General features: G+C 73.3%; 1 protein-coding gene. It reads left to right on the top strand.

Features of this window, described 5'->3' with window-relative positions; genetic code table 11:
* Window positions 1-2,401: non-ribosomal peptide synthetase (locus B7L92_RS35075; RefSeq protein WP_143626433.1), on the top strand; the 2,401-nt coding region annotated here is incomplete at both ends.

Consider the following 2,401-nt stretch of genomic DNA (forward strand, 5'->3'; position numbering starts at 1 on the left):
CCGGCCGCGGCCGGCCGAGATCCCGCTCTCCTTCGCCCAGCGGCGCCTGTGGTTCCTCGGCCGCTTCGACAACACCGGTGCCGGCTACAACATCCCGCTCGTGCTGCAGCTCGACGGCGAACTGGACCGGGGCGCCCTGAGTGACGCCCTGACCGACGTCATCGCCCGGCACGAGAGCCTGCGCACCGTCTTCGCCGAGACCGACGGCCGCCCCCACCAGGTCGTCCTGCCCCCGGCCCCGGCCGCTGAACTCCTTCCCGTCGCCGTCACCGACGACGACCTCGACGACCGGCTCGCCGAGGCCGCGTCCCTTCCGTTCGACCTGGCGACCGAGACGCCGCTGCGGGTCACCCTCTTCACCCTCGGCGCGCGGCGGCACGTCCTGCTGCTCCTGCTGCACCACATCGCCGGCGACGGCTGGTCGCTCGCGCCCCTCGCCCGCGACCTCTCGACCGCCTACGCCGCCCGCAGGTCCGGCGCGACCCCCGCGTGGGAGCCGCTGCCGGTGCAGTACGCCGACTACAGCCTCTGGCAGCACGAACTCTTCGGCAGCGAGGACGACGAGGACAGCGTCGGCGCGCGTCAGATCGCCCACTGGAAGCAGGTCCTGGCCGGTCTGCCCGAGGAGCTGGCGCTGCCCACGGACCGTCCGCGCCCCGCGCAGGCGAGCCTGCGGGGCGACGTCGTGCCCTTCTCGCTCACCCCGAAGCTGCACCGCAAGCTCGTCCAGTTGTCCCGCGACAGCCGCTGCAGCCTCTTCATGGTCCTCCAGGCGGGCCTCGCGGCCCTGCTCGACCGGCTCGGCTGCGGCGAGGACATCCCCATCGGCACCGCCGTCGCGGGCCGCACGGACGAAGCCCTCGACGACCTCGTCGGCTTCTTCGTCAACAACCTGGTGCTGCGCTGCGACACCTCCGGCGACCCGTCCTTCCGCGAGCTGCTGGCCCGGGTCCGCGAGACGGACCTCACCGCCTACGCCCACCAGGACGTCTCCTTCGACCGGCTCGTGGAGGTCGTCAACCCCGAGCGCTCCCTCGCCCGGCACCCGTTGTTCCAGGTGATGCTCACGCTGCAGAACACCGAACGGGCCACCCTGGAGCTTCCCGGCCTGAGCGTCGCACCCCGCGCGGTGCGGACCGGCTCGGCCCGTTTCGACCTCGCGCTGGAACTGGGCGAGAAGCGCGGCGCCGACGGCGGCCACGACGGGCTCGACGGCATCGTCGAGTACAGCACCGACCTGTTCGACCGGGCCACGGTCGAGAAGTTCGTCTCCCGGTACGTCCGGCTGCTGGAGGCGGTCGCCGCCGACGCGGACCGTGCCATCGGCCGGATCGACGTCCTCGGTCCCGTCGAGCGGCACGAACTCCTCGTCCGCCGCAACGACACCCGCCACGAGGTGCCCGACACCACCCTGACCGGTCTTCTCGCCGAGCAGGCGGCCCGCACCCCGGACGCGCCGGCCCTCGTCTTCGAGGACACCACCCTCACCTACGCCGAACTCGACGCCCGCGCCAACCGCCTGGCCCGGCGCCTCGTCGCCGAGGGCGTCCGGCCGGAGCGGACCGTTGCCGTGGCGGTACCGCGCTCCCCCGAACTTGTCGTCGCGCTGCTCGCCGTCCTCAAGGCCGGCGCCGCCTACCTGCCCGTCGACCCGGACTACCCGGCCGACCGCATCGGCCACCTGCTCGGCGAGGCCGAGCCCGCCCTGCTGCTCACGGTCGCGGCGGCCGGACTCCCGGAGCAGCCGGACCTCCGCACCCCCCGTCTGTCCCTGGACGACGCGGGGCTGATCGCCGAGCTCCAGGTGCTCGACGCCTCGCCGCTGCCGGACACCGCCCGTCCCGACAACCCGGCGTACGTCATCTACACCTCCGGCTCCACCGGCCGCCCCAAGGGCGTGCCCGTGCCGCACCGCGGCATCGTCAACCGGCTGCTGTGGATGCAGGACCGGTACGGCCTGCGCGCCGACGACCGGGTCCTCCAGAAGACGCCGTCCGGCTTCGACGTGTCGGTGTGGGAGTTCTTCTGGCCGCTGATCACCGGCGCCACGCTGGTCCTGGCCCGTCCCGAGGGCCACCGGGACCCGGTCTACCTGGCCGAACTGATCCGCGCCGAACGGATCACCACGCTGCACTTCGTGCCGTCCATGCTCCAGGCCTTCCTCGCCGAGCCGGCCGCGGCCGGGTGCGGGGCCTCCCTCCGCCGGGTGATCTGCAGCGGCGAGGCCCTCACCGGCGACCAGCGCTCCCGCTTCTTCGACCTGTTCGACGCCGAGCTGCACAACCTCTACGGCCCGACCGAGGCGTCCGTCGACGTCACCCACTGGACCTGCGAGCCCTCCGAAGGGGCACGCGCCGTCCCGATCGGCCACCCGGTGTGGAACACCCGGGTGTACGTGCTG

Source organism: Streptomyces viridosporus (assembly GCF_002078235.1).
Classification (GTDB): domain Bacteria; phylum Actinomycetota; class Actinomycetes; order Streptomycetales; family Streptomycetaceae; genus Streptomyces; species Streptomyces viridosporus.